Origin of the sequence: Streptomyces sp. NPDC005566 (assembly GCF_040605575.1) — a bacterium.
Lineage (GTDB): Bacteria > Actinomycetota > Actinomycetes > Streptomycetales > Streptomycetaceae > Streptomyces.
This window is the reverse complement of the sequence record NZ_JBEXDB010000009.1, coordinates 276,293-295,953: the sequence shown is the minus strand read 5'-3', so window position 1 is coordinate 295,953 and position 19,661 is coordinate 276,293. Positions and strand designations below refer to the sequence as shown.

The following is a 19,661-nucleotide window of genomic DNA, read 5'->3' as shown; positions in this document are numbered from 1 at the left end:
GACGATTCGGCGTGGCCACGTCCGGGCCCGTCATCGGGTTCCGCGGGCGGTGTACTTCTCGAGCAGGGGTACGTCGTCGGCGGTGACGATCGCGGGGCCGGTGAGTACGGGCTTCCCGCCGCCGATGACGTTTCCGTTGGACCGGTTGAGCCAGAGTTCGTCGACGGCGAGGTACCCCTGGAGGTAGGGCTGCTGGTCGACGGCGAACCCGATCTCCTTGGCCTTGAGCTGCTCGACGACCTCGGCGTTGAGGTCGAAGGTGTCGATCTCGGCCGTGCTCCGGGCGCCCGCCCTGGCCTTGACCGATGCGGCGGCGAAGGGGGCACCGAGGGTGACGATCGTGTCGATGCCCTTGTCCGCCTGCAGCTTCGCCTCGATGGAGGAGGTGGCGGCGGGCATGTTCGTACCTTCGACGCCGAGGTTCTCCACCGTGCCGCCGAACGTCTTCTTCACGCCTGCGCAGCGCTCTTCGAGAGACACGTTTCCCTGCTCGTGGATGACGCACAGGGCCTTCTTCCGGCCGCGTCCGTTGAGCTCCTCGCCGACCGCCTCGCCCGCGACCGCCTCGTCCTGCCCGATGTGACTGAGGGCGCCCACCGCCTGGGAGTGCTGCGCGCCCGAGTTGATGGTGACGACGGGGATGCCCGCTTTCACGGCCTTGGCCACGACCTCCCGGACCGCTTCCGGTTTGGCGAGTGTGACGACGATGCCGTCGACCTTCTGGTCGATGGCGGCCTGGACGAGCTGGGCCTGCTCCTTGCCCTCCTTGTTCGCCGAGTAGAGGAACTCGACGTTGTCCTTGGCCGCGGCCTGCTCGGCGCCCTTGCGGACGATGTCCCAGAAGGTGTCGCCCTCGCCCGAGTGCGTGATCATCGCGATCCTCATCTCCGGGGTGGAGACGCCCCGGGGGCCTTTCGGGGCGCCGTCCCCGGAGCCGGCCTCGGAGTCCTTGCCGCCGGAACCGCTGCATCCGGCGGCCGCCAGGGCGCATACGGCGATCAGGACTGCTGCCGTGCGAGTGGTACGCATCGTGGGCCCGCCTTCTCTCCCGGCCGCCCGAGTGCGGCTGGGGGAGTTCTAGCTGCCTTACATGACCCCGTCAAGAGTTTGTCCGAACATTCTTACCCACGGGTGGCGCAGGGAGGAGAGCTCAAGGCGCAGGGGGAGATGGGCGCAGGGCACGGAGAGAAGAGCTCAGGGCCTTACCAGCAGCTGGAATTCGAACGCGTACCGCGAGGCCCGGTAGACGTGGGAGCCGAACTCGACCGCCCTGCCCCCGTCGTCGAAGGTGGTCCGCTCCATCGTCAGCAGCGGCGCCCCTTCGGCCTCCGTGAGCCGCTCCGCCTCCTCCGCCGTCGCGGCCCGCGCCCCGACGGACTGGCGGGCGCTGTGCAGCGTGATCCCCGACAGGCGCATCATCCGGTAGAGCCCCGTCGACTCCAGCCGCTCGGTGGTGAGGTCGAGCAGGTCCGGGGGCAGGTGGTTGCGCAGGAGGGCCATGGGCTCGTCGTGTGCGTACCGCAGCCGTTCCACGAGATGGACGTCGCTACCCTCCTCGACACCGAGCGCCGCCGCGACCTCGGCCGTCGCCGCCTCGACGGTGTTGCGCAGGACCCGGGTAGCGGGGTGCTGACCGGCCGCCTCCAGATCGTCGTAGAGGCTGCTCAGTTCGAGCGGTCGCTTGATCCGGCTGTGGACGACCTGGGTGCCCACGCCCCTGCGGCGCACCATCAGCCCCTTGTCGACGAGCGACTGGATGGCCTGGCGGACGGTGGGCCTGGACAGCCCGAGCCGTGCGGCGAGTTCCAGCTCGTTGCCGAGGAGGCTTCCGGGTGTGAGCCGGCCCTGCTCGATCGCCGCCTCCAGCTGCTGGGCCAGCTGGTAGTAGAGCGGGACGGGGCTGGTGCGGTCCACGCCAAGCCCCAGAGCGGCGGAGTCGGCGGTGGGTTTGGACACGGCAGGGAGCGTACCCCGTCGCGCACCACAGCACCCTTCGATTTGTCAGGACATATAGTTGACAGGGCACCCGGCGGGCGGCACGTTGGGTCCATGCGCATCGGACTCATCGGCACCGGCCGGATCGGCTCCTTCCACGCGGGCGTCCTTGCACGCCATCCCCGGGTCGACACCCTGGTGGTGACGGATCCCGACGCGGCTCGCGCCGCACAGGTCGCGGACCTGACGGGCGCCACGGCCGTCGCTTCCGCCGCCGACGTCCTCGGCGCGGGGGTGGACGCTGTGGTGATCGCCTCCGCCACCTCCGCGCACGCGGAGCTCATCGGCCGGGTGGCACGAGCGGGTCTGCCCGCCTTCTGCGAGAAGCCGATCGCGCTCGACCTGCCGGGGACGCTGAGCGCACTGCGCGAGGTCGACCGGGCGGGCAGTGTGCTCCAGCTCGGCTTCATGCGGCGGTTCGACCCGGGCTACGCCGCGGCGCGCGCCGCCGTGCGCAGCGGTGCTCTGGGCCGGCTGCACACCGTACGGGCGACGACCTCCGACGCCGCTCCGCCGCCCGCCGCGTATCTGCCGCTCTCCGGGGGCCTGTTCAGGGACTGTCTGGTGCACGACTTCGACATCCTGCGCTGGGTGACGGGCCGCGAGGTGACCGAGGTGTACGCCACCGGGTCGGATGCCGGGCACCCGATGTTCCGGGCAGCGGGCGACGTGGACACGGCGGCCGCTCTGCTGACCCTGGACGACGGAACACTCGCCTCGGCCACCGCGACCCGGTGCAACGGGGCGGGGTACGACGTACGGATGGAACTGGCGGGCGAGCAGGACCAGATCACGGTCGGCCTCGACGACCGTACGCCGCTCACATCGGCGGAGCCGCAGGGTCCTGCGGCTCCGGACAAGCCGTGGCCGGGCTTCCTGGAGCGGTTCGCCCCGGCGTACGAGGCCGAGCTGGACGCGTTCGTACGCGTCGTTCGCGGTGAACTGGCGAACCCCTGCGACGGCCGGGAGGCGCTGCACGCCCTGCGCATCGCCGAGGCCTGCGAACTGTCGCGCCGCGAGCGCCGCCCGGTGGCGATGGCCGAGCTGGCCGGGGCCTGACGTCAGGCCCGAACCGGCCGGGGCCGACGTCAGGCTGCCGGCCCGGTCTGGAGAACCGTCCCCTGGGCCACCGCGCACAGCACTTCAGCCCCGTCCTCGTCCACGGTGTACAACTCGCAGCGCACGACGGCCTGTCTGCGACCGGTGTGCGCGACGGCGGCCCTGGCGATGAGGGTGCGGCCTGCCGCGGGACGGACGTACTGGATGGAGAAGCCGCCCGTGAGCACAGCGGGGCCGAACGTCGTCCCGGCCGCGAAAGTGATCGAGTTGTCGGCCGCGTAGGCCAGCACGCCTCCGTGCAGGTACCCGTTCTGCTGCTCGAGTTCCTCGCGGACGTCGATCTCGAGGGTGGCGGCCCCGTCCCCGAACTCCGTGATCCGCGCACCGACGAGCCCGCTGAAGGGCTGGCTGTCGAGGATCTTCTGTGCCATCCGTAGAGATGGTTCCGTCATGTCGCTTCTCCCGGTTCCGTTCCTACGAGCTCACGGGCAGACTACGGACCCCCCGATCCTCGGCGGCCGGTCAGGCTCCCCGCTGTCCGGAATCCCGTACGAGGCCGGGGCCATCGGTCCAGCAGGGCGCGGATCGCGATCCGCCCCCGATCGGCCCGCCCCTGTTCCGGTCCGAACCGTTCAGCGCAGGCCGCCGTCGGGCGGTCCGTCCTCGTCCAGCAGGCCCGCGTCGTGGACGAGCAGCGCGATCTGGACGCGGTTGTTGAGCCCGAGTCTGGCGAGGATCCGGGAGACGTGCGTCTTCACCGTGGCCACACTCAGGTACAGGGCGGCGGCGATCTCCGCGTTGGAACTGCCGCGTCCGACCGCCACCGCCACGTCCCTTTCGCGGTCCGCGAGTTCGGCCAGCCGTTGCCGCGCGCGGTCCGCTCGGACCGGCCGGTCGTCCGCCGTGCCGCCCGCGGCGTGGGCCATGAGGCGGCGGGTGACAGCGGGTGAGAGGACGGGCTCTCCGGCTGCGACGCGCCGGACCGCCTCGACGATCTGGGCGGGCGGGGTGTCCTTCAGGACGAATCCTGCCGCCCCCGCACGGATGGCCCGCAGCACCTGCTCGTCGGCGTGGAAGGTGGTGAGGACGATGACCTCGGGGGCCTCGGGCCTGAGCCGCAGTGCCTCGGTCGCGGCCAGTCCGTCCATGACGGGCATCCGGATGTCCATCAGCACCACGTCCGGGCGCAGCCGGTCGACCAGGGCGTCGACCTCGGTGCCGTCGGCGCCCTCCCCCACGATGTCGATGCCGTCGGCTCCGCCGAGCATCAGGGTGAGCCCGGCCCGGACGAGCGGGTCGTCGTCGACGATGAGCAGCCGGACCGGCGGTGGTGCGGGCGTGGGGGTGTTCATGCGGGCCACGGTAGCCAGGCCCGGACGCCGAACCCGCCATCGGCCCCCGGCCCGTGCTCCAGGCGGCCACCGGCCAGGGTGGCGCGCTCGGTGAGGCCGATGAGGCCCTGGCCCGATCCGGGGACCCTCTCGAAGGGTTCGGTGGGAGCGGGGTTGTGGACCTCGATCGTGAGCCCGTCGCCCGGGCCGCCGGTCACGGTCACGGCGACCGGGGCGCCGGGTGCGTGTTTACGGGCGTTGGTGAGGGCTTCCTGCGCGATGCGGTAGACGGTGCGTCCGGTGGCCGCGGGCGCGCCGGCCGGGTCGGCGACGCGGTTGTCCAGGGTGACCTTCGCCCCGGCCGATACCGACTCCTCGATCAGCGCGTCCAGGGTGACGAGCGTGGGCTGCGGCCGGTTGCCCTCGTCGCCCTCCCCGGGGCCGCGCAGGACGCCGATGATCTCGCGGAGGTCCTGGAGCGCCTCGTGGGCGCTGTCCCGGATGACTCCGGCGGCCCTGCCGACCTCGGCCGGGGGCGCGTCGGGCCGGAACTCGAGGGCGCCCGCGTGGACGCTGAGCAGGGTCAGGCGGTGGGCGAGCACGTCGTGCATCTCGCGGGCGATGGCCTCACGGGCCAGCCGCTGGGCCTGTTCGGCCCGGAGCGCCGCCTCGGCCTCCGCCCGGCGCGCCCGTTCGCGCAGTGTGACGACGAGCTGGCGCCGTGACCGTACGACCATGCCCCAGCTGACCACCAGCAGGACCAGCAGCACCCCGATGATCGTGGAGGCGATGAAGGAGGTCGCCGGGTCCGGGCGCAGCAGGGGCTGCAGGGGGGCCACGGCGAGAGCGCCCGCGCCGACGATCGCCACCGGCTTGAACGGCCGGTGCACAGCCAGGCTGAACAGGGCGATCAGCAGCGCTCCGGTCGCGACGGGTTCCACGGTGCCGACGACGGTCAGCGACACCGCGAGCCCGACGGGCCAACGGCGCCGCAGCCAGAGGGCGCAGCAGGCCGCGGCCCCGATCAGGGTGTCGGCGAAGACGACACCGTCCGGGGTGGTGTGGTCCGCGTCGATCGCGGCGAGGGCGAGCACCCCGATGAATGCGGCGCACAGGAAGGCCGTGATGTCGTCGATCCAGTCCCGTGCGGTCCGGCGCGACCGGCCCCGGTCGCCGCCGGACAGCTCGTGGTCGGCCAGGGCCGAGGGCAGCAGCCAGCGGTACTCCGTGCGCGTCATATCGACAAAGCTACGCAGGCCGGAGCCTCCGCAGGCCCGTTGCGGCCCCCGCAGAGACCAAAGTCGCACGATCCCAGACTTTCGGCGGGCCACGCACGACCGGTGGCCGATGCCGGGACGGCGCCGTGCGCGACAGGCTCGGATCATGAAGAAGTTCGTGGAGACGGCCGGGTTCATCGTGTTCGTCCAGGGAGCCGCCGGACTGCTCCACGAATGGACGGGGTGGTTCCGGCTGTGGGTCGTGGTGGCGAGACTGGACTTCCTCGACGACTACGGGCTCTTCGTCAGCATCGTGCTGGCGGTGACCGGTGGGGCGCTGATGATCGCGGCGGACAGCATCAGGTCGCCGAACTGATCTGGGTACGGCCGCAGTCATGTGGGCAGCACGACACCTGCGTACTGGCTGCTGTCCGGCTTGGAGAGGAACACCCGGCGGGTTGGCAGGTCGATCTCCGTGACGACGACGTCAATCTCCTCTCCGACCTCGAAGTCCTCTGCCGGACTCGCCGCTGGGCGGCCGTCGATCTCTCTGAAGGAAACCAGCCCGAAAATCCCATCCCCGAGGTCGACGAAGACACCGATGGGAACCACCCGGTCAACCGTCCCGCGGAAATCCTGGCCCACCACTGTGCGGTCGGCGAAAGCCTGGAGGGGGTCGGGCTCCAGTGCCTTCAAAGACAGTCTGGCCTCAGCGTTGTGGGTGTCGGACCCGATGAACTCGCACGAGACACGCTGTCCTACCTGAACAACATCGGTGGGATCATCGAAGCGCCGCCAGGACAGTTCGGGGATACCGAGGAACCCGACACCGGGCAGGGTGGGGTGTTCAGGCCCGTCGTCGAGGGCCACGAAGACCCCGAACCGTTCGATCGCCGCGACGGTGCCGGACAGGATGTCGCCGCGGCGCAGGGACTCCAGGAACGCCCAGAGTTCCGGGCTCTCAGACTGCCAATCCATACCCGCAACCCTGGCACACGACGTCGTGTGCCAGCCATGTCTTCAAGCTGAATCGACCGTCCGCCATCCCGCCGCACCTCAGGATGGGAACAGGCCGCGCTGGACCAGGCGAGCTCCCCAACTCACCCAACCTGTATGGCCCTTCCCACGCCCCGCGTCGGTCGACGATTTCTACGCTGCTGGCCGAGACCATCGCCTGATGATCTGCGGGGCGGTCTGCGGTGCTGCCCACGCCTGCAGCCGCAGTTGCTCGATGGTCTCGGAAGACTCGTCGGATTCGATGTCCGCGCGCACTGCACTGGCCAGGTTCCGGCGCGATGCCCGGACTCGGATCCATCCGGCGGGGGCTTCGAAACGCGGAGCTTCCGGCAGGTAGTCGGTGCAGCCCATCACCACCAAGCACCCCGAGGGAACGTGGAGGCTCGCCTCGACGACGTGGTCGAATTCACTGCTGTCGCCGCCCGGCTCGCCACCCAGAAGATCCACCCTGACCGCGACATCGACGTTGACCGCAGTCCCGATGACCAGTGCATCGTGGGCGACACCGAGTCCGTCGAGTAGAGCTTGCTCTGTCCACACCTCACCGAGACCAGCATCTGAGCCCTCGTCCAAGACATGGATTTGGTAGTAGTCCGCGAAAACCTGCAGGTCGTTGGCCACGCGGCCATCTTCCCCCCCTGGCCTGGCGCGGCCAGACGGCAGAACGCCATCAGCGCCCTGGGCCGGCAGTCGGCCGTCACGTAACAGCAACGGTGCTACCGGTTCCGCTCGGACTCGCGCTGCTGGTAGTCGCGCGGAGACAGACCGTGGAAGCGGGAGAAGGCGGCGCTGAACGTGGGTAGGTGGGCGTACCCGGTCCGGCGCGCGACGGCGCTGGGCGGGGCGCCCCCGGCGAGCAGGTCGCGAGCGATGCGCATGCGGGCGGCGTAGCGCCAGCGACCCAGTGTCATACCTGTCTCGTCACGGAAGGCACGGTGGATCTCGGCGGTGACATCAACATCATGCGTCCCGCCAGGCTCGCCGATACGACGCAAGCACTCCATCGCGACAGCACGCGCGTGCGGATCGGTGGGCATCGGCACCGACAGCGCTCGCTGCGCGGCAACCTGCTCCGCGAACAGGTCGAGGATGTGGCGCGGGTTGTGGTCGTCAGGACGCAGTCCGGAACGGGCGCTGATCGAGCTGAACATCAAGTAGTCGTCCCATGCAGGCGAGAACCTCACCTGCAGCGGCACTGACAGTTGGAGGTCGCCGGTACTCGCGTTGCCCAGCGGCAGGGAGACGGAGTTCTCGCGGAGGCCGGTGACATGCTCCATCTCTGCGGGGATCCAGGTCGCCACCCCCCGCTCCCGCTCGTAGCGTTGGTCGCCGATGTCCAGGTACCCGCTGCCTCGATACATCCAGCTGAGGACGTGGATGTCGTTGGTGTGCGACGGCGTGCTGGCCGCGGGCAGCATCTCGGGCGCAGCGGGAGTGTCCGTCCTGCGCATCATCCGGATCAGGTCGTCGGTCTGCCGTGCCGCCGCTCCCCGTTGCGTCAGCCCGCCGGTGCCGGGTCGGGCGGAGAGCGATCGTCCGAACTCGTGGGGGGTCAGACCGAACCGTCCCTTGAAGGCCCGCGTGAGGCCGTTGCGGCTGGCGAAGCCCACTCGAGCGGCCACCTGGTCCACGTCGTAACCGGCAGCAAGGAATTCCACGGCAGCGCCGAGTCGGCAGAGCAGCCGCCACTGCTCGAACGTGAGCCCGGTGTCGGCGAGGAAGTCACGGCGGAGGGTGCGCGCGCTGGAGAGCACACGCGCAGCCCATTGCTCGACCGTGAGGTCGAGCGCGGGGTCGCGAATCAGTTCCTCGGCGACTGCTCTGGCGCCGAGGGCTCGCGGCATCGCCGGCGAGGCGAACCCCTCTGAGCTCGGATGTCGCCCGACCCCGAGGGGCGCCGGCGAGCGCGGGCCAGGACGCCGAAGGAGCTCCTCGATCGCCTCTGGGGAGTACCCGCGGCCGCTGAACGGGGTGACCTGCAGGTTGAAGAGCTGGATCAACCAGTCCTGCCAGCCACTGGGAACGTCGAACCGCGTGGGTTCCGACAACTCCCGAGCGCCGACGCCGACGTGGGGCCACAGCGGGAAGGCGACCGTGCCCGGCTCGGTGATGATCGCCCGCTCTGCCCAGCCGTCTGCGGGAATCCAGGCGCCTTCGCCGGCCTCGAGGCGGAGCACCGGCCCGCCGTCGAGGCGCACCTGCGCCGCGCCGGTGCGAACCCAGAGCAGCAGCGGTCGAACGGGCGCATCTGCCGAACCCAGCCGCGCGGTCGGAATCGGTGGCGGGTCGCCGGTGCCGGCCGCGGACGAGGAGGGAATCACCATGCCCTAATCATGCGGCAGTCTGCGCACACCATTGAAGGTAAGGTTTGCCTAACTTTAGCAGTGCGCGCCCCTCCCCTTACCGGTGCGCGACTCCCGCCCTCGAAGCGACCGGAAAGGTCAGTTCCCGCATGCCCAAGACCTCGCGCCGACTCACCGTGCACCCGCCGACCCTGCGTGAGGTCGAGATAGTCCGGACTGTCGACATCACCCCGGGGATGCGGCGGGTCACGCTGAGCGGCGCACAGTTGCGTGCGTTCACCACTGCGGACGGCTTCGTGCGGCCGGCCTTCGAGTCCCCGGGCTTCGACGACGACCTCGGGTTCTACTTTCCGTACCCCGGTCAGCGCGATCCGGTGCTCCCGGTCCAGGGCGAGGCCAAGTTGATCGTGCCCAAGGATCCTCGGCCGCTGTCGAGGACCTACACGGTCCGCCGGTGGGACCCCGAGTCCGGCGAGCTGGACGTGGACTTCGTCAAGCACGGGGTGGGCGCGGGTACGACGTGGGCCTATCGCACCCGGCCGGGTGACCGGATCCACCTCAGCGGCCCGAGCACGTCCAAGTCGTTCCCGACCGGCGCCGACTGGTTGCTCGTGGCAGGCGACGACACCGCGCTCCCCGCGATCGGCCGCCTGCTCGACGAGCTCCCGCCCGACGCCCGGGCACAGGTGTTCATCGAGATCACCGAGGAGGCCCACCGCCAGGAGCTGCGCGAGCTGCCGGGGGTCGACGTGACGTGGCTGGTCCGCCCCGGCGCGACGGCCCGGACCGTGTCGCTGCTCACCGAGACCGTACGCAGTGCGGAGTGGTGGTCCGGCCAGGCGTTCGCATGGCTGGCCGGCGAGCACACGGCCGTCCGGGACATCCGCCGGCACCTGGTCGAGGACCGTGGAGTACCCAAGGAGGACATCGACTTCGCCGGCTACTGGCGTCGCTCCGAGGTCGTCGCGCTGGAGACCGACGGGGCGGTACCCGACCCGGAGAGGACGGTCACCCCGTTCCAGAAGCTCCACTACCTGACCGAGCTTGTCGCGCCGATCGCGATCCGCACCGCCGTCGAGCTGGGCGTTCCCGATCTGGTCTCCCGCGGCGTGTCCAGCGTGACCGAGCTGGCCGCCGAGGTCGGCGCCGACGAGCGCGCTCTGGGCAAGCTGCTGCGTTACCTGCACACCCTGGACGTGGTGACCGAGACAGGGCCGTGTCAGTACGCCCTGACGCCGGTCGGCGACGTCCTCACTCTCGAATTCATCGCCGACCGGCTCCACTCCGCCGGGGTGGTCGGCCGCGAGATGCTCGGGATCCACGGCCTCACGGAGTCGGTGCGCACCGGCCGACCCGCCTACGCCTCGGTGACCGGCCGGACCTTTGCCGACGTGCGAGCCGAGCAGGACTACGAGGACCGTCACCTGGAGCGCCTGGCGAAGTTCCAGCCCGCACTGGCCGAGCCGATCGCCACGTCCGACCTGCTCGCCGGAGTGCAGCACCTGGTGATCCACTCCGGTGGTGCCGGCGCCCACGCCGGTGCGTACGTCGCAGCCCACGAAGGCCTGCGTGTGACGATCTGCGCTCTGCCCGCCCAGGCCGACTGGCTGCGCCGCGACCTGCCCGCCACGATTCCCGACGAGCGGCAACGCACGCGGGTCAGCGTGCTGGAGCAGTCCGTCTTCGAGCCCGGACCGGCAGCCGACGCCGTGCTCATCAGCCGCGCCCTCAAAACCCTGCCCGACGCCGACGCCGCTCACGCACTGCGCCGGGCAGCCGAGAACCTCGTCCCCGGCGGTCGGGTGCTGCTGATCGAGGAGGTCTTCGACACCGACGACCTCGACGAGCACGACGGCGAGGAAGACCTGATCGGCCTGGTCTGCCACGGCTCCGGCCTTCGCACCGCAGCGGAGCTGGACGCCGTCATCGCCCGGGCCGGCCTCACGCGCAGGTCGGCGCACACCGTCGGCCTGGGCGCCACCGTCCATGAGCTCCTCCGCTCCACCGCCGACTGAACCCCCTCCATACCGAGAAGAAGAGAACACCCATGAGCAACATCTCCCTGATGAGACGCGGCGCAGCCCTTGCTGCCGCACTGATGAGCGCGTCCCTCGTCCTCACCGCCTGCGGCAGTGACGGCGACGACACCGGCGACAAGGCCGCCGGGGCCCGCAGCGACAAGGCCGCCGAGACCCGCAGCGTCAAGGCCGAGAACGGCACCATCGAGGTTCCCGTCGCCCCCCGGCGAATCGTCACGATCGGCAACACGAACCTCCCCTTCATCGATCTGGGCGGCAAGCCGGTGGGCGTCACCGAGGCGTCCGAGTCCGACCTCGCCGTGCTGCCGGAGGAGCAGAGGACCGCGTACGAGGCAGCCGAGATCATCGGCAGCAGCGGTGGCGAGGTCGACGTCGAGAAGCTCGCCGCCCTCAAGCCGGACCTCATCCTGGTCCAGTTCTCCTCGGACGACTGGGCCAAGGTCGGCAAGCGGCTCGAAGCGATCGCCCCGACCGTGTCCTGGGGGCTCGACACCGAGTGGAAGGCCTTCGCCGACGCCATCGCGCAGGCCGGCAACGTCACCGATGAGCTCAGCCGGCAGAAGGCGGAGTACAAGGAAAAGGTCACCAAGATCCAGGAGACCTACGGCAAGATCATCGACAGCACCTCGTTCGTCGACGTCTCCCGCGGAGACTGGAGCGATCCCGGAACGTTCTACATCGCGGACATCGGCTGCTCCGAGATCGCCCGGGACGACATCGGCCTCAACCTCCCCGAGGCGGCCGAGGGCAAGGACCCCTTGGCCTACGAGTCCCTGCCGTTCGAGCAGATCGGTGAGCTGTCCGAGTACGACGTGATCACCTACCCCGTCGACGCCGATGGCGGGCCGAAGAAGCCCTTCGTGCCGGTGGTCGGGACCAACACCTGGAAGGCGCTGCCTGCCGTGAGCTCCGGTCGGGCGCTGGGGGTCTTCTGCCCCGGCAACAACTCCTACGGGCCCGTCATCCAGTACCTGGACTCGCTCGACGGCGCACTGGCGACCCTCCCCGGCAAGCAGTGACAGCCCTCGCCCTGCGGCAGGACGGTCCGGGCACCGAGACGGTGCCCGGCCCGCGTCGTCGTCTGCTCGGCCTGGTCGTCGCACTGGTGGTGCTGGTGGTCCTGCTGGTGCTGAGTGTGATGATCGGGTCGACGGCGGTCGCGCCGTCAGTGGTGTGGGACGCGTTGTTCAACTCCTCGGCCGACATCGACCAGTTCGCCATCCGTGACTTCCGGCTGCCGCGCACGATCGTGGGTCTGGTCGTCGGCGTCGCCCTCGGTCTGTCGGGCGCGTTGATCCAGGCGCTCACCCGCAATCCCTTGGCCGATCCGGGCGTCCTCGGCGTCCATGCCGGTGCGTCCTTCGCGGTGACGGTCGCCGTGGGCCTGCTCGGCGTCCGCGACGTCCAGGGCTACATGTGGTTCGCGTTCGCGGGGGCACTGATCGTCACGCTCCTGGTGCTCGCCTTCGGGTCGACACGGCAGGGCTCCTCGCCGGTGGTCATGGTGCTCGCCGGGGTGTGCGTCGGTGCCGTGCTCGGCGGCGCCAGGGAGGCGCTCCAGCTGACCGACCCGGACGCCTTCGACGCGATGCGGAACTGGAACGCCGGGTCGATCGCGGGTCGCCCGCTCGAGGTCGTGTGGCCGATCCTGCCGTTCTTCGCGGTGGCACTCATCCTGGCCTTCGCGGTGTCGGGCCCGCTCAACGCTCTGGCTCTGGGTGACGAGCTGGCGGTCGCCCAAGGTGTCCGGCTGGTACGGACCCGCGTCCTGGCGGTGATCGCGCTCACCCTCCTTGCCGGTGGCGCCACCGCGATCGCCGGACCCATCGGATTCGTCGGACTCATGGTGCCGCACGTGGCCCGCTGGATCGTCGGCCCGCACCAGCACTGGATCTTCGCCTACAGCATTCTCCTCGCCCCGAGCCTGCTGCTGGTCTCCGACATCCTCGGCCGCATCGTGATGAGCCCCGGCGAGATCCCCGTGGGTATCGTCACCGCCTTCGTCGGCGCCCCCGTTCTCGTCGCGCTGGTGCGGCGGAAGAAGTCGAGCGAACTATGAGCACGCACATTCCGCGGGTGGACTTCGGGCGGCGGGTGCTGGTGCTGCGGCGCCGGCGGATCGCCGTACGGCTCCAGTGGCGTTCGGTCGTCGTCTGCACGGTGCTCGCGGTCGCGATCGCCTGTACAGCGGTGCTCGCGCTGATGACCGGCTCTTACCCGTTGAGCCCCGGGCAGGTGCTCTCCGCCCTGACCGGCCGGGAGACCGGCATCGTCCACGACGTCGTGGTCGAGTGGCGGCTGCCCCGGGTGGCCGCGGCGCTGGTGTTCGGCGCAGCGCTGGGTGTGAGCGGGGCGGTGTTCCAGTCACTGTTGCGCAACCCTCTCGCCGACCCCGGCATCGTCGGGCTCTCCCAAGGCTCCTACACCGGCGCGTTGATCGTGATCCTGGTCGTCAACGGCACCTACGTGCAGCTGGTCGGCGGGGCGTTGCTGGGCGGGATGGCCACCGCCGTGGCCGTGTACGTGCTCGCCTACCGACGGGGGGTGCAAGGGTTCCGGCTGATCATCGTCGGCATCGGCGTCTCGGCGATGCTCGGGTCGCTCAACACCTGGCTGATCCTCAAGGCCGACCTGGACCAGGCGATGTCCGCGGCCGCGTGGGGTGCCGGGTCGCTCAACGGCGTGTCCTGGAAGCAGGTCGTCGTCGGCGGCGCCTGCATCGCCGTACTGCTGATGCTGGCCGGGATGTCGGGCCGGCCGATGCGGCAGATGGAACTGGGTGACGACGCGGCCGCCTCGCAAGGGGTACGGGTCTCGCCCGTACGCCTCGGTCTGATCCTGGTGGGAGTGGCGCTGACGGCGACGGTCACGGCCGCGTCGGGGCCGATCGCGTTCATCTCCCTGGTCGCCCCGCAGATCGGACGCCGACTCGCCCGCACCGCCGGCATCACCCTCGCCCCCGCCGCCTTCGTCGGCGCGCTGCTGTGTCTGGCGTCGGACCACCTCGCCCAGCACGTCGCCCCCACCCCGCTGCCGGTCGGCATCGTCACCGTCGTGCTCGGCGGCGGCTACCTCGGATACCTGCTGTTCACCGAAGCCAGGAGACGCCTGTGAGCGCAACCCCGGCCGACACCGCGCGCCTCCGTGTGGAGTCGGCGACGATCGGCTACGACAGGCGGATCATCTCCGAGCGCCTCTCGGTGGCGATCCCCGACGAGTCGTTCACCGTCATCGTCGGCCCGAACGCGTGCGGCAAGTCCACCCTGCTGCGCAGCCTGTCCCGACTGCTGAAGCCGTCGGCCGGGCAGGTCGTCCTCGACGGTGCCGACATCAACTCCTACAGGACCAAAGAGGTGGCGCGGCAGGTCGGACTGCTGCCGCAGACCTCGATCGCCCCGGACAGCATCACCGTCGCCGACCTCGTGGCCCGGGGACGGTACCCCTACCAGGGGTTCATCCGGCAGTGGACCGAGGACGACGAACAGGCCGTGCTCAGGGCGATGCACCAGACCTCGGTCGCCGACCTGTCCGGGCGCCTGGTGGACGAGCTGTCGGGCGGGCAGCGCCAGCGCGTGTGGGTGGCGATGGCGCTCGCGCAGCACACCGACATCGTGCTGCTCGACGAACCGACCACCTTCCTCGACATCACCCACCAGATCGAGCTGATGGAGCTGTTCACCGATCTGCACCACGTCGGCCACACTCTGGTCGCCGTACTGCACGACCTGAACCACGCTGCCCGCTACGGCACCCACCTGATCGCCATGAAGGACGGCGCCGTGGTCGCCGAGGGCACTCCGGACGAGGTGGTCACGGCCGAGCTGGTCGAGGAGGTGTTCGGTCTGCGCTGCCTGGTGGTGCCCGATCCGGTGGCCGGCAGCCCTCAGGTGGTGCCGCTCGGCCGCGAACGAACCCGGCAGAGATCCGCTGACAACGCCGACGTAGAAAGTGCGAGAAATGGCTGATCCGTTGGTCGAGAGACTGTCGACCGGTGAGTGGAGCCCGGAAAGGTTCAGACGACACCTCGAGGAGACGGGCGCACCGCTTGTCGAGCGGGTCTCCGCGGACGAGGTGGACGTGACGTTCGTCGACGAGCCCGGAGACGGCACGACGGTCACCTTCTCGGTGGTGATCGGCCCCAGAATCGGCTTCAACCCGATCGACACGGAGTTCGCCCCGGTGGCGGGGACGCCCTTCCGCGTTCTCACCCTGCGGATGCGTTCCGACCTGCGCTTCTCGTACGTGTTCGCACGACGTGGGCCGAGGGGTGAGGACGAACGGGTCCCGGACCCGTTCAACCCGCCACCGAGGTTCTCGGAGTGCTCGGTCGAGCGGTTCTCCGGGGCCTCGGTGGCAGTGCTGCCCGACGCGGTGCTGTTGCCCTGGCTCGATCAGGCCGAAGCACGGCCGGCCCCGGCAGTGGAAACTGCCGTGCTGGCGAGCGAGCTCCTGGGAGACGAACGCCGCATCTGGGTCTCGATGCCCCAGGGAGAGTTCTCGGACGAGAGTGCACTGCCCTTCGTGATCCACCTGGACGGGACGCCGGACCACAGCGCGCCGAGCGTGCGTGACGCCCTGGTCCGGGCGGGACTGGTCCGACCCTGCGCGGTGGTCCTCGTCGATCAGCCCGCACCTCGGCGCGACAAGGAGTTGCTCTGCAACCCGGCGTTCTCCCAGATGCTGGTCCAGGAACTGCTGCCGTGGCTCCACCACCGGTATCCGCTCTCGCGGGACCCCGGTGACGTCGCGCTGGCCGGCGAGAGCTTCGGCGGTCTGTGCGCCGGCTGGACAGTGCTCCACCACCCGACGACGTTCGGCAACGCCATCCTCCAGTCCCCGTCGTGCGGGTACCACCCGGACCTCAGGTGGGGCACCGGCTCGGGCGAACTGCTGCGCCGCACCCCCGTACCGACACTGATCGCCGACTACCTGGCCGCAGAAACGGCACCGATCTGCATCTTCCACGACGTCGGTGAGCTGGAGAGCTCGAACACCCACAGCCGCTGGTTGGACCACGTACTCACCGGGAAGGGCTACGACACGCTGTACAGAGAGTTCGCCGGCGGACACGACTACGCATGGTGGCGAGGTCTCTTCGCCGATGCCCTGCTCTGGTGCTTCCCGCTCCGGAGCGGGAATCGGAGCCAGGCATGAGGAACTCCGTGCGTTTCTCGGGCGCCGACACCGCAGGACTGGGGCGAGGACCGCTGACCCGCCGGCTGCCGGTGCTCCTGCTCGCTCCCGCCGAGCCGCTCGGTGCTCGGCCGTTCGAGTCCGGGCCGGGGACCACCTCGGGCCGGTTCCTGCTGCGCGTGATCTTCTCGGTGAAGCGGATCAGCGTTCCTGCGATGCTGATGGCGATTGTGTGGCAGGTGGGCGAGTCCGCGGTCCCGGTGGTGATGGGACTCGCGATCGACCGGGCCCTTGCGACCGGGGACGAGGGACAGCTGGTCCTGTGGCTCGGCCTGCTGGTGGCCCTCTACGTCGCGCTGACGTCGGCGGCGAGGCTCTCGCTGCGGCTGACCGCCCATGCGGTGCAGGTACTGCAGCACCGACTCCGCGGCACTCTCTCCACCGGCGTGCTGCACCCGGTCGGCGGCACCACCCGTGCGCCGGGCGGCAACGTGGTCTCGGTGATGACGAACGACGTCGCGCGCCTGGCCAACGCGGTGATCCTGACGATCATCCCGCCCTCGAGGATCGCGGCCATCGGATTCATCGCGGTATCGCTGCTGGCGACGCACTGGCTGCTCGGACTCGTGGTGCTGTTCGGGGCGCCGCTCGCGGTCTGGTCGATGGGCGTGCTCAGCGAGCGGCTCTCCCGGGACACCCGCGAGTACCAGGAACTGCTGGCCTCCACGGTCGGACAGGCCACGGACCTGGTCGCCGGCTACCGGGTGATCAAGGGGATGCGCGCCGAGGCCGAGGCGACCAGCCGGTACCGGCAGGCAAGCCAGGAGACCCTTGTCGGCGCCAGGCGCAACGCGGGCCTGCTGGGGAGGTTCCTCGTGGGCTCGGGCGTGGTCAGCGGCACGTTCGTCGCCGCGGTGCTGGGGTTGGCGGGCTGGTTCGCCGTGGACGGACAGCTCAGCATCGGCGGGCTGATCACCGCCGTCGGCCTCGCCCAGGCGCTGCTGCCGCAGATCCAGGCGATCGCGAGCACGTCCATCCCCAACCTCGCCGGCGGCCGCGCCGCATCCGTGCGTGTCCTCGACGTGCTGCGGGACGACACCACGTCGACGGCTGGGCCCTATGACGCGACCCGGCGGGAGGTCACCGCGCTGCCGGAGCTGGACGTGGTCGTGCCGGGCATCTCCGGGCCCGACGTGACGATCCGGGTCGAGCCCGGCGAGCTCGTGGGCGTGCGCGCCGACGACCGGATCGCCGCCCGTGTCGTCGAGGCGCTGCTGGACCCGCGGCCCGAGGGAGGGGTCGAGGCGCGGCTCGACGGGATCGCGGCGCGGGAGCTGTCCGCGGCCGAGTACCGCTCCCGGGTCACCGTCGCGCCGCACCGCGCCACGCTGTTCAGCGGCACCCTCCGCGCCAACGTCGCCGTGATCGCGGGCGCGCCCGAGCGGGTGGACGCCGCGGTGCGAGCCGCCGCCTGCGACGACTTCGCGGCCGACCTCGACGTCCCGGTCGGCGAGGGCGGCAACCGGCTCTCGGGCGGCCAGCGCCAGCGGGTCGCGCTCGCCCGCGCCCTGGCGAGCGACGCCCCGGTGCTCGTACTGCACGACCCGACCACCGCGGTCGACTCGGTCACCGAGCACACGATCGCAGGCCGTCTGCGTGGTGTCCGGGCAGGCCGCTCGACGCTGCTGATCGCCTCGAGCCCGGCGCTGCTCGCTGCCTGCGACCGCGTCGTCGAGCTGCCTGTCGACGTACCCGAGCTCTCAAGGACGGCGCAGTGAGCGGCACCTCCGCCGTGCCCGAGACCGCGGCTTCCGATGTCGGGCTGTCCGGGCTGCCCGTCGCAAGCGGCCGCGAGACGGTCAGGGAGGTGTGGCGGCTCAGCCACGGGTACCGGCTCCGGCTCGCGGCGACCGGGGTGCTGGGGATCGTCAGCACCGGCGTCGACCTGACCGTTTCCGTGGCGATCGGATTCCTCGTCGACCGCGTGCAGGCCGGCACCGCGGACCTCGCCACAGTGCTGACGGTCACCGTCGTCATGGCACTCTCGGCGGTCCTCGGTGCTGCGGGCACCGCGCTGACGATCGTGCTCGCCACCCGCGTCTACCACTCCATCCTCGCCGCGCTGCGCGAGCAGGTCGTGGGCCACGCGATGGCACTCCCACAGCACCTCGTCGAGCGCGCCGGCACCGGAGACCTGATATCCCGGTCCAGCGACGACGTCACCGCTGTCGCCGACGCCGCCCCCGCCGTGATCCCGGTGCTCACCGTCACCGCCTTCACCATCCTCGTGTCGCTGGGCGGGCTCGCGGCACTGGAGTGGCCCTACGCAGCCGCCTTCGCCGTCGTGCTGCCGGTCTACGTGCTGGCCGTGCGGTGGTACCTGCGCATCGGACCAGGGGTCTACCGCACCGAGCGCACGGCGATGAGCTCGCGTACCCAGCAGATCCTCGAGTCCCAGCGCGGCTACGCCACCGTGCTCGGCTTCGGGCTCGCCGAGCCACGACACCGGGCTGTGATGACGGACTCCTGGCGCGTCGCGAGGCAGTCGCTGCGCGCACGTACCGTGCTGAGCATGCTCAATGCCCGGCTCAACCTCGGGGAGTGCCTGAGCCTGGCCGCCGTGCTCATCGTCGGCTTCGTCCTCATCGACCAGGGCGCATCGACCGTCGGCGGCGCCACCACCGCCATGCTGCTCGTCCTACGCCTGCTCGGACCCGTCAACCAGCTGCTGCTGGTCATCGACACCCTCCAGTCCGCCCTCGCATCACTGAGCCGCATGATCGGAGTCGTCACGATTCCGATCAGCTCGGCGGATGTCCCGGCGCAGGCCGCGAGTACCGCCGTACAGCTCGACGGGGTCTCCTTCCGTTACGGCGAGGGGCCACGGGTGCTCGACGACATCACCCTCGACATACCGTCCGGTCAGCGCGTGGCCGTCGTCGGCGTGTCCGGGGCAGGCAAGACCACGCTCGCCGGCGTGGTCGCCGGCACCCACCTGCCTGAGGCCGGGAGGGTGACGCGTCCCAGCCGTACCGCGATGATCACCCAGGAGGTCCACGTCTTCGCGGGCACCCTGCGCGACAACCTCACCCTCGCCGCGCCCGGGGCCACCGACCACGACCTCCATGCGGCGCTGGAAGCCACCGGCGCTGCATCGATACTCGATGTTCTCCCCGACCGCTTGGACACCCTGCTAGGTGTCGGCGGACACCCGCTCACCGATGCACAGGCGCAGCAACTCGCCCTCACCCACCTGCTGCTCACCGACGCTGATCTGGTGATCCTCGACGAAGCGACCGCCGAGGCCGGCTCCACCTACGCGGCACAGCTCGACCGCGCTGCTGATGCTGTCCTCGCCGGGCGCACCGCAGTCGTCGTCGCTCACCGTCTCTCCCAAGCAGCGACCTGCGACCGGATCATGGTCATGGAGCGCGGCCGGATCATCGAGACCGGCACCCACGGAGAGCTGGTTGACGCCGGTGGTGTGTACGCCAGGTTGTGGACGGCCTGGGAGGCCGCTCGGTGACACCAGCACGACCGGGCCAGGATTCGCCGCGGTCCGCGGAG

At 70.5% G+C, this 19,661-nt stretch carries 18 protein-coding genes; 10 read left to right on the top strand and 8 right to left on the bottom strand.

Translation table 11 applies throughout. The features are described from left to right. Nucleotides 1–30: 30 nt before the first annotated feature. Nucleotides 31–1,029 carry a sugar ABC transporter substrate-binding protein gene (locus tag ABZS61_RS17220; RefSeq protein ID WP_356420983.1) on the bottom strand — a complete coding sequence of 333 codons (999 nt, stop codon included), beginning with the start codon at nucleotides 1,027–1,029 and terminating at the stop codon, nucleotides 31–33. Between the two features lie 165 nt (nucleotides 1,030–1,194). After that, nucleotides 1,195–1,956, bottom strand: coding sequence for a GntR family transcriptional regulator (locus ABZS61_RS17215; RefSeq protein ID WP_356420980.1), 762 nt, complete (start codon nucleotides 1,954–1,956; stop codon nucleotides 1,195–1,197). 93 nt (nucleotides 1,957–2,049) lie between these two features. Here ABZS61_RS17215 and ABZS61_RS17210 point away from each other — a divergent pair, with 93 nt between their 5' ends. After that, on the top strand, nucleotides 2,050–3,054 hold the full coding sequence (locus tag ABZS61_RS17210) for a Gfo/Idh/MocA family oxidoreductase (RefSeq protein ID WP_356420977.1): 1,005 nt from the start codon (nucleotides 2,050–2,052) through the stop codon (nucleotides 3,052–3,054). Nucleotides 3,055–3,083: 29 nt separating this feature from the next. On the opposite strand, the gene ABZS61_RS17205 is transcribed toward ABZS61_RS17210, so the two are convergent. The 3 genes from ABZS61_RS17205 to ABZS61_RS17195 form a co-directional block, all read right to left on the bottom strand. Continuing rightward, entirely contained in the window at nucleotides 3,084–3,506 is a 423-nt protein-coding gene (locus ABZS61_RS17205; protein WP_356420975.1) for a PaaI family thioesterase, read from the bottom strand. A 180-nt stretch (nucleotides 3,507–3,686) separates the two neighbouring features. Further along, a complete protein-coding gene (locus ABZS61_RS17200; RefSeq protein WP_356420972.1) occupies nucleotides 3,687–4,406 on the bottom strand; it encodes a response regulator transcription factor in 720 nt (239 codons plus the stop codon). Next, a complete protein-coding gene (locus tag ABZS61_RS17195) occupies nucleotides 4,403–5,623 on the bottom strand; it encodes a histidine kinase (protein WP_356420969.1) in 1,221 nt (406 codons plus the stop codon). The genes ABZS61_RS17200 and ABZS61_RS17195 overlap by 4 nt, the downstream gene beginning before the upstream one ends. A 145-nt stretch (nucleotides 5,624–5,768) precedes the next feature. Here ABZS61_RS17195 and ABZS61_RS17190 point away from each other — a divergent pair, with 145 nt between their 5' ends. After that, a complete protein-coding gene (locus tag ABZS61_RS17190) occupies nucleotides 5,769–5,978 on the top strand; it encodes a hypothetical protein (protein WP_356420967.1) in 210 nt (69 codons plus the stop codon). Between the two features lie 17 nt (nucleotides 5,979–5,995). Here ABZS61_RS17190 and ABZS61_RS17185 read toward each other — a convergent pair whose 3' ends face one another. The 3 genes from ABZS61_RS17185 to ABZS61_RS17175 form a co-directional block, all read right to left on the bottom strand. Then, complete coding sequence (locus ABZS61_RS17185) at nucleotides 5,996–6,580, bottom strand: S1 RNA-binding domain-containing protein (RefSeq protein WP_356420965.1); 585 nt, start codon at nucleotides 6,578–6,580, stop codon at nucleotides 5,996–5,998. Nucleotides 6,581–6,751: 171 nt separating this feature from the next. After that, the gene (locus ABZS61_RS17180; protein ID WP_356420962.1) at nucleotides 6,752–7,240 is read right to left on the bottom strand and encodes a hypothetical protein; all 489 of its coding nucleotides are present in this window, start codon (nucleotides 7,238–7,240) and stop codon (nucleotides 6,752–6,754) included. Nucleotides 7,241–7,335: 95 nt separating this feature from the next. Then, nucleotides 7,336–8,943: an AraC family transcriptional regulator gene (locus ABZS61_RS17175; protein WP_356420960.1), complete on the bottom strand. Its 1,608-nt coding sequence runs from the start codon at nucleotides 8,941–8,943 to the stop codon at nucleotides 7,336–7,338. A 128-nt stretch (nucleotides 8,944–9,071) separates the two neighbouring features. On the opposite strand from ABZS61_RS17175, the gene ABZS61_RS17170 reads away from it, so the two are divergent. From ABZS61_RS17170 to ABZS61_RS17135, 8 genes are read left to right on the top strand one after another with little or no spacing between them, the layout of a single operon-like run. After that, complete coding sequence (locus ABZS61_RS17170) at nucleotides 9,072–10,937, top strand: siderophore-interacting protein (RefSeq protein ID WP_356420958.1); 1,866 nt, start codon at nucleotides 9,072–9,074, stop codon at nucleotides 10,935–10,937. 32 nt (nucleotides 10,938–10,969) lie between these two features. Then, entirely contained in the window at nucleotides 10,970–11,980 is a 1,011-nt protein-coding gene (locus tag ABZS61_RS17165) for an ABC transporter substrate-binding protein (RefSeq protein WP_356420956.1), read from the top strand. After that, nucleotides 11,977–13,020 carry an iron chelate uptake ABC transporter family permease subunit gene (locus ABZS61_RS17160; RefSeq protein ID WP_356420954.1) on the top strand — a complete coding sequence of 348 codons (1,044 nt, stop codon included), beginning with the start codon at nucleotides 11,977–11,979 and terminating at the stop codon, nucleotides 13,018–13,020. The genes ABZS61_RS17165 and ABZS61_RS17160 overlap by 4 nt, the downstream gene beginning before the upstream one ends. Then, the gene (locus tag ABZS61_RS17155; RefSeq protein ID WP_356420952.1) at nucleotides 13,017–14,075 is read left to right on the top strand and encodes an iron chelate uptake ABC transporter family permease subunit; all 1,059 of its coding nucleotides are present in this window, start codon (nucleotides 13,017–13,019) and stop codon (nucleotides 14,073–14,075) included. Before ABZS61_RS17160 ends, ABZS61_RS17155 begins: the two co-directional genes overlap by 4 nt. Next, the gene (locus ABZS61_RS17150) at nucleotides 14,072–14,926 is read left to right on the top strand and encodes an ABC transporter ATP-binding protein (RefSeq protein ID WP_356420950.1); all 855 of its coding nucleotides are present in this window, start codon (nucleotides 14,072–14,074) and stop codon (nucleotides 14,924–14,926) included. Before ABZS61_RS17155 ends, ABZS61_RS17150 begins: the two co-directional genes overlap by 4 nt. Further along, on the top strand, nucleotides 14,919–16,115 hold the full coding sequence (locus ABZS61_RS17145; protein ID WP_356420947.1) for an alpha/beta hydrolase-fold protein: 1,197 nt from the start codon (nucleotides 14,919–14,921) through the stop codon (nucleotides 16,113–16,115). The genes ABZS61_RS17150 and ABZS61_RS17145 overlap by 8 nt, the downstream gene beginning before the upstream one ends. Next, on the top strand, nucleotides 16,112–17,872 hold the full coding sequence (locus ABZS61_RS17140; protein ID WP_356420945.1) for an ABC transporter ATP-binding protein: 1,761 nt from the start codon (nucleotides 16,112–16,114) through the stop codon (nucleotides 17,870–17,872). Before ABZS61_RS17145 ends, ABZS61_RS17140 begins: the two co-directional genes overlap by 4 nt. Continuing rightward, nucleotides 17,869–19,620 carry an ABC transporter ATP-binding protein gene (locus ABZS61_RS17135; RefSeq protein WP_356420943.1) on the top strand — a complete coding sequence of 584 codons (1,752 nt, stop codon included), beginning with the start codon at nucleotides 17,869–17,871 and terminating at the stop codon, nucleotides 19,618–19,620. Before ABZS61_RS17140 ends, ABZS61_RS17135 begins: the two co-directional genes overlap by 4 nt. Nucleotides 19,621–19,661 lie beyond the last annotated feature (41 nt).

Excerpts from the sequence above, each read along its gene's own strand:
- ABZS61_RS17220 (WP_356420983.1), bottom strand. The coding sequence starts at position 1,029 with ATGCGTACCACTCGCACGGCAGCAGTCCTGATCGCCGTATGCGCCCTG.
- ABZS61_RS17210 (WP_356420977.1), top strand. The coding sequence starts at position 2,050 with ATGCGCATCGGACTCATCGGCACCGGCCGGATCGGCTCCTTCCACGCG.
- ABZS61_RS17205 (WP_356420975.1), bottom strand. The coding sequence starts at position 3,506 with ATGACGGAACCATCTCTACGGATGGCACAGAAGATCCTCGACAGCCAG.
- ABZS61_RS17200 (WP_356420972.1), bottom strand. The coding sequence starts at position 4,406 with ATGAACACCCCCACGCCCGCACCACCGCCGGTCCGGCTGCTCATCGTC.
- ABZS61_RS17195 (WP_356420969.1), bottom strand. The coding sequence starts at position 5,623 with ATGACGCGCACGGAGTACCGCTGGCTGCTGCCCTCGGCCCTGGCCGAC.
- ABZS61_RS17190 (WP_356420967.1), top strand. The coding sequence starts at position 5,769 with ATGAAGAAGTTCGTGGAGACGGCCGGGTTCATCGTGTTCGTCCAGGGA.
- ABZS61_RS17185 (WP_356420965.1), bottom strand. The coding sequence starts at position 6,580 with ATGGATTGGCAGTCTGAGAGCCCGGAACTCTGGGCGTTCCTGGAGTCC.
- ABZS61_RS17175 (WP_356420960.1), bottom strand. The coding sequence starts at position 8,943 with ATGGTGATTCCCTCCTCGTCCGCGGCCGGCACCGGCGACCCGCCACCG.
- ABZS61_RS17170 (WP_356420958.1), top strand. The coding sequence starts at position 9,072 with ATGCCCAAGACCTCGCGCCGACTCACCGTGCACCCGCCGACCCTGCGT.
- ABZS61_RS17165 (WP_356420956.1), top strand. The coding sequence starts at position 10,970 with ATGAGCAACATCTCCCTGATGAGACGCGGCGCAGCCCTTGCTGCCGCA.
- ABZS61_RS17155 (WP_356420952.1), top strand. The coding sequence starts at position 13,017 with ATGAGCACGCACATTCCGCGGGTGGACTTCGGGCGGCGGGTGCTGGTG.
- ABZS61_RS17145 (WP_356420947.1), top strand. The coding sequence starts at position 14,919 with ATGGCTGATCCGTTGGTCGAGAGACTGTCGACCGGTGAGTGGAGCCCG.
- ABZS61_RS17140 (WP_356420945.1), top strand. The coding sequence starts at position 16,112 with ATGAGGAACTCCGTGCGTTTCTCGGGCGCCGACACCGCAGGACTGGGG.